The 5536-nt window shown below is 66.9% G+C and carries 6 protein-coding genes; 5 read left to right on the top strand and 1 reads right to left on the bottom strand.

Annotated features, from left to right (window positions below):
* The first annotated feature begins 24 nt into the window (after positions 1-24).
* The 3 genes from bioD to C722_RS0123350 all read left to right on the top strand — a co-directional run bounded on the left by bioD (position 25) and on the right by C722_RS0123350 (position 2242).
* Positions 25-696 carry a dethiobiotin synthase gene (gene bioD / locus C722_RS0123360; protein ID WP_026084053.1) on the top strand — a complete coding sequence of 224 codons (672 nt, stop codon included), beginning with the start codon at positions 25-27 and terminating at the stop codon, positions 694-696.
* A gap of 77 nt (positions 697-773) precedes the next feature.
* On the top strand, positions 774-1886 hold the full coding sequence (locus tag C722_RS0123355; RefSeq protein WP_017642832.1) for a hypothetical protein: 1113 nt from the start codon (positions 774-776) through the stop codon (positions 1884-1886).
* 89 nt (positions 1887-1975) lie between these two features.
* A complete protein-coding gene (locus tag C722_RS0123350; RefSeq protein ID WP_017642831.1) occupies positions 1976-2242 on the top strand; it encodes a hypothetical protein in 267 nt (88 codons plus the stop codon).
* A 51-nt stretch (positions 2243-2293) separates the two neighbouring features.
* Here the strand turns inward: C722_RS0123350 and C722_RS0123345 are convergent, their stop codons facing one another.
* The gene (locus C722_RS0123345) at positions 2294-4351 is read right to left on the bottom strand and encodes a methyl-accepting chemotaxis protein (RefSeq protein ID WP_026084052.1); all 2058 of its coding nucleotides are present in this window, start codon (positions 4349-4351) and stop codon (positions 2294-2296) included.
* A gap of 180 nt (positions 4352-4531) precedes the next feature.
* Between C722_RS0123345 and C722_RS0123340 the strand changes: the two genes are divergently transcribed.
* Both C722_RS0123340 and C722_RS0123335 read left to right on the top strand, forming a co-directional pair.
* Positions 4532-5104 carry a xanthine phosphoribosyltransferase gene (locus C722_RS0123340; protein WP_017642829.1) on the top strand — a complete coding sequence of 191 codons (573 nt, stop codon included), beginning with the start codon at positions 4532-4534 and terminating at the stop codon, positions 5102-5104.
* Positions 5105-5107: 3 nt separating this feature from the next.
* Positions 5108-5512, top strand: coding sequence for a YkgJ family cysteine cluster protein (locus C722_RS0123335; protein WP_017642828.1), 405 nt, complete (start codon positions 5108-5110; stop codon positions 5510-5512).
* Positions 5513-5536: the final 24 nt, after the last annotated feature.

The raw sequence follows: 5536 nt of genomic DNA, 5'->3' as shown, positions 1-5536 counted from the left end.
AACAGGCTCTAAGGAATGACCGCCATGCCCGCCTATTTCGTCACCGGCACCGATACCGAAATCGGCAAGACCACCATCGCCGCCGGCCTGCTGCACCAGGCGCGCCTGCAGGGCCTCACCACCGCCGGCGTCAAGCCGGTGGCCTCCGGTTGCGAACGCACCGCCGACGGCCTGCGCAACGGTGATGCCCTGGCGCTGTTGGGCGAGACCTCGCTACCGCTCGGCTATGTCGACATCAATCCCATCGCCCTGGAACCGGCCATCGCGCCGCACCTGGCGGCCCGCGAAGCCGGCATTGATCTGACCGTCGCCACTCTGGCCGCGCCGGTACGGCGGATCCTGGCACTGCAGGCCGACTTCACCCTGGTGGAAGGCGCCGGCGGTTGGCGCGTGCCCCTGGCTGGGCGTGAATCCCTGTCCGACCTCGCCCGCGAACTGGGCCTGCCGGTGATCCTGGTGGTGGGTGTACGCCTGGGCTGCATCAATCACGCGCTGCTCAGCGCCGAGGCCATCCTCGCCGACGGCCTGCCCCTGGCCGGCTGGGTGGCCAATTTGGTTGCGCCGGCCACCCTGCGCCTGGACGACAACCTCGCCACCCTGCACGAGCGCCTGCCGGCGCCCTGCCTGGGTACGGTGCCGCACTTGGCTGCGGCCTCTCCCACCGCGGTCGCCGCGCACCTGCGCCTGCCTGGCTGATATCAGTCTTTCGGGCGATGGCCGCAGGTCCAGGCCGGCGGCAGACTGCCCTGACTCTCGCCGCCGGATCAGCCCTAGTGTCTACCTCGAAGTTTCTGACCTGCCTGGGCCTGCTCGGCCTGACCAGCACCGCCTGGGCGCTGGACAACCAGACCCGCGTGGAGCAGCACGGCGAACGCCTCGGCGCCTTCCTGAGCCAGGAACCCGATACCCGCCAGGGCACCCTGGAGGTCATCCAGACCGGTCGCGCCAGCCAGGCCTATCTCACCCAGCGCGACTCCCAGGGCGACCGCACCCGCGTCGAGCAGGGCGGCGTCGGCAACTTCACCAATGTCACCCAGGCCGCCGGCGGGGCGCGCGAGATCCTCATCGATCAGCGCGAGGCCAGCCAGAGCCATGCCTATGTCTATCAGGGCCATGGCCAGCGTAATGGCGTGGAGATCGTCCAGGGCGGCCTGCAGAACGAAGCCCTGGTGCGCCAGGGCGGCGACGACCAGCGGATGCTCATCGAGCAGCAGGGCGCGCGCAACCAGCTGAACCTGTTCCAGGACGGTCGCGACAGCGGTAGCCACTCGCGACTCAGGCAGGTGGGCGACGATCATGTGCAGGACGTGCTGAGTCTGGGCGCGCGCAACGAGGTCAATCTGCTGCAGGGCGGCGGCGCCAACCGGGCGGTGGTCGAGCAGCGGGGCGACGACAACCAGGCCGGCGCCCGCCAGGGCTCGCGGCAGCAAGAGGTCCGGCTGGTCCAGATCGGCAATCGCAACAGCGCGGCGGTGCAGCAGACCGGTCCCGAGGGCGGCGCCCAGAGCGTCAGCGCGCGGCAGCTGGGCGACGACAACGCCGTCCAGGCGATCATGAACGGCAACGGCAACCGCCTCGACCTGCACCAGCAGGGCGATCGCAACAGGGTTGGCGTCCTGATCGGCGGCGACGATTCCCGCCTGAACCTGGTCTCCCAGGGCAACGACAACGAGGTCAGTGCGGTTTGGCTCGGCGACCACATCGAACTCGGCGTCGAGCAGTTGGGCGATGGTCACTCCTTCTCTGCCGGTCTGGGCAGCGACGCCCAGGTCAGCGCCAGTCAGCAGGGCACTGGCCAGTACGCCTCGATCAGTCAGATCGGCGCGGGTAGCCACGTCGACCTGCGCCAGAGCGGCCAGGGCAACCGGGCGACGATCCAGCAATAGCCGGACACAGGCGGTGACACGGCCTGCTGGTTCTTTGACGTCAAAGCTGCTTCAATAGCCCTTTGACATCACCGTCGAGGACGCTGTCCATGAACGTGACTTCAAGCAATACCCTCTACGCAGGGGTGCAGGCCTACCAGAACGGCAGCCGCACGGTCGAAAAGGCCGGTGCCGCCCTCGCCTCCCAGACCGCGCGCAACGAACAGCAAGCCCTGGGCGCGACCACCAACAGCCAGGCTGACATGGCCAGCCAACTGGTCAATCTGGATATCGGCAAGTACCAGGCGCTGGCCGGTACCAAGGTCATGCAGGCCTCTCAGGAAACCCTGGGCCGGCTGCTCGATACCCGGGCCTGATCAGCGGTTCTTTGAGTGGAGGGGCGCCCTAACCGGCGCCCCTTCTGCGTTCTAGCCCAGGCGGAAACGCGTGGTGTTGGCTGCCAGGGTGCGGCTGCCCGCCTCCAGGCCGACCGCCGTGCTCTGCACCGTGCGCGCATTGCCGAGCAGCTCGGCGGCGGCGCCATCGATCTGCTGGATACTGCCGCTGACCTGATCGGCGGTGACCGCCTGCTGTTCAGCCGCCGTGGCGATCTGCACCAGGGTATCGGACACCCCCTGCACCGATTCGGCGATCGCTTCCAGACGCTGCCCCAGGCCGGTGACCGACTGGGCGTCGCTGGCCGCCTGACCACAGGCCTCCTGCATCAGCGACACGGCCTGGGCCACGGTGCTGCTCAGACTACCGACGGTGCCGGCGATCTGTGCCGTGGAGGCCTGGGTGCGCTGCGACAATGAACGTACCTCGTCGGCGACCACGGCGAAACCACGGCCCTGATCACCGGCGCGTGCCGCTTCGATGGCGGCGTTGAGGGCCAGCAGATTGGTCTGTTCGGCGATGCCACGGATGACGTCCACCACCTGCTGGATCTCCCCGGCCTGGGTGTTGACCTGGGCCATGGCGGCGGCGGTCTCGTCCAGCCGCTGATTGAGGCGCTGGATGCTGGCGGTGGTCTGGCGACTATCGCGCTGGCTGACCTGAGCGATGCCGCGCATCTGCTCGGCGCGCCCGGCGGCCTCTTCGCAACTCCGGGCCACGCCCTGGGCAGTGGCCGCCAGCTCGGTCGCCGCAGTGGCGATCTGGGTGATCTGCTGGCGCTGGGCTTCCACCGCGCCCAGCGCCGCCTCGGCCTGCTGTCCCAGTTCACCCGACGCCGTACCTACCTGGCGACTCTCCCGATCGACCGTCTGCAGGCTGGCCCGCAGCTGCACCACGGCCAGGTCCAGTGCCCGCCCGATTTCCGCCAGCTCGTCGCGTCCGTTCACCTGGGCCGTGCGGGTCAGATCGCCGTCACGCAAGCCTTCGGCCAGGGTAGTGATGCCCCGCGCGCTGCCGCGGATGGCCGCCTGCATGCACAACAGCAGATAACAGGTCACCACCAGCAGCAGCCCGAAGCCGGCGACGATGAAGCCGAAACGGTGGACGGCATCGGCGCGATAGAACTGCAGCCGCTGATCCAGGCTTTCGAGGGTCTGCTGGCGGAAGGCCTGCAGCCCTTGCAGGACGCCGTCCAGGGTGGCTTCGAACTGCTCCGGCTTGAGGGTGATCTCGCCACTGAAGATGCCCTGATCGAGGGTCTTGAGGCTGGCCTCCAGCTGGCTGTTGACCTTTTGGTAGTCGTTCTTCCAGCCGGCCAGGTCGGCGGGTAGCTTGCTGCTGAGCAGGGCGCCGACCTTGGTCAGGCTCTCGTGGGAGTCGCCAACGCGCGCGCGCAGGTCGCGCAACTGCAGTCGGCTCTGCAGGCTGAACTGACCGGACACCACGCTGGCCTGACCGACACTGGCCAGGCGTCCGAGTCGCTCGTACAGCTCGACCGACTGGGTGGTGCTGATCTGCATCATTAGATAGGTTTCCAGCCAGGGATCGAGGATCAGGCCGCTGTCGAGGGCGATCTCCTCACGCAACGCCTGGACGGCCCCCAGGGCCGCAGTGAATCTGTCGTAGCCGTCCGGCCACCAGCCCAGATTGCGCAGATCCTTGACGTCGAGGCCGGCCACGGCCTGCTGGAGCTCCTGGAAGCGTTGCTGCACGCCACTGCCCAGGGCCTCGGCCGCCAGTTGCTGCTGTAGCGCGGCGAGGCTCGCGCGACCGCTGTCACTGCGGCCCTCCAAGGTGGCGATGGCGGCCTGCACCGCCGGGGTCGGTTGCCGAGCGGTGTCGATCGCCTTCCAGCGCGCGGTCAGGTTGCGCTGGGCGTTGAGTTCGGCCTCCAGCACATCCAGGCGTTGCAAGAGCCGGACGCCACTGCGTTCGCCGCTCACCGTCGCCAGCTTGGCCTGGAAATCCGCACCGAGCAGCCAGAGACTGACCGTGAGTGGCAGAATGAACAGCACGAGGAGCAGTGCAAACTTGCGTGCGAAGCCGAAGCGGCTCAGCACGCGAATCCCTGGTGACAACAAAACGTCCATCGATGACCGCTCCTCTGCCCTTCCGCTGGCAAACGCCGCTACCCGTTGCGGGTATCTATAAGGCGATTTGTCGGCAAACTAACGACTTTCTTGAAAGATAGGGCACAATCGCCGCCCTCCCGTATTCCTAGACCCGGTCCTGCACTCAGGCCCGGGCGTTGCCGTTAAAGGATCGTCCGCGTGGAACGCCTCAAAGCCAAGATTCGCACCGAAGGCCAAGTACTCTCCGAGCAGGTGCTCAAGGTCGATGCCTTCCTCAACCACCAGATCGACCCAGCGCTGATGCGGGACATCGGTCAGGAGTTCGCCCGCCGCTTCGCCGATGCCGGCATCACCAAGATCGTGACCATCGAAGCCTCGGGCATCGCCCCGGCGGTGATGACCGGTCTGGAGCTGGGCGTACCGGTGATCTTCGCGCGCAAGCATCAGTCACTGACGCTCACCGACAATCTACTGGTCGCGAGTGTCTATTCCTTTACCAAGCAGACCGAGAGCACCATAGCCGTCTCGACCATGCATCTGGCGTCCGACGACCGGGTGCTTATCATTGACGACTTCCTCGCCAACGGTAAGGCGGCCAAGGCGCTGATCTCCATCATCGGTCAGGCCGGTGCCCAGGTCATGGGTCTCGGCATCGTCATCGAGAAGTCCTTCCAGGTCGGCCGTGCCGAACTCGACGCCCAGGGCTATCGCGTCGAATCCCTGGCCCGCGTCGCCTCCCTGGCCGACGGTCAGGTCACCTTCGCCGAGTAAGTCATGGCTCAGATACTGCGCATTCTCGGTGCCGATCTCGATCGCACCGAAACCTGGATCCGCTACGACAAGGCCATGTGCCTGGACTGCGCGTCCAGTTGCTGCACCCTGCCGGTGGAAGCCCGCCTGTCCGATCTGATCCGCATGGGCGTAGTGGACGAATTCGAGAAGGGCGAGCCGCTCAAGGACATCGCCAAGCGGCTCAAGAAGGACGGCGTCGTCGAACGCCTCAACGCCAAGACCGGGCTGTTCACCCTGGTGCGGCTGTCCAACAACGACTGCCTCTACCTGCATCCCAAGACGCGGCTGTGCACCATCTACGACCAGCGCCCGGACACCTGCCGCAACCACCCACGGGTCGGCCCACGACCGAATTACTGCGCCTACAAGCCGCAGAAGCTGCGCTAGACGGCGGTCCGCCGAGGCATGCCC

It is taken from the genome of Pseudomonas sp. 313 (assembly GCF_000316965.1).
Classification (GTDB): domain Bacteria; phylum Pseudomonadota; class Gammaproteobacteria; order Pseudomonadales; family Pseudomonadaceae; genus Chryseomonas; species Chryseomonas benzopyrenica.
Note: the sequence above shows the minus strand (reverse complement) of the source record. Positions and strands in the feature narration are given on the sequence as shown.